Origin of the sequence: Pseudomonas huaxiensis, assembly GCF_003231275.1 — a bacterium.
Lineage (GTDB): Bacteria > Pseudomonadota > Gammaproteobacteria > Pseudomonadales > Pseudomonadaceae > Aquipseudomonas > Aquipseudomonas huaxiensis.
In genome coordinates this window covers 1-339 of the sequence record NZ_QKVL01000199.1, presented here as the reverse complement: position 1 = coordinate 339, position 339 = coordinate 1, and the positions used below count along the sequence as shown (strand labels likewise).

The following is a 339-nucleotide window of genomic DNA, read 5'->3' as shown; positions in this document are numbered from 1 at the left end:
GCGCCGAAGGGTGCTGCGCACCTGCCCCCTCCAGACGCCTCCGCTCGGCCTCCTGAAGTCGCAATTTGTGGCGTCTGAACTGGCGTGCATGAAGAGCAGAAGCAAGATCGAGAGCAAAAAAGAGCAAAAGCAAAAAAGCACGTCGGTGGTTTCGCCAGATTCTGATTTCGAAGATCCGTCATCACAGGCGCCGCCTGTAACTTCGCGACTTCAGGAGGCCGAGCGTAGGTGCCTGTAGGGGCAGGTGCGCAGCACCCTTCGGCGTTAGCCGAAGACGCGAGATGTAGACTTGCTTGCAAGTCGTAGGCCGCGTGGCCCCGAAAGGCACCGTAGCGAGGG

Annotated in this window: 1 protein-coding gene; it reads left to right on the top strand. The window is 59.9% G+C overall.

Annotation, left to right across the window (positions count from 1 at the left end; all coding sequences use genetic code 11):
• The coding region (locus DM374_RS34010; RefSeq protein ID WP_225422713.1) for a hypothetical protein at positions 1-238 on the top strand (238 nt) is incomplete at its 5' end.
• Between the last annotated feature and the right edge of the window lie 101 nt (positions 239-339).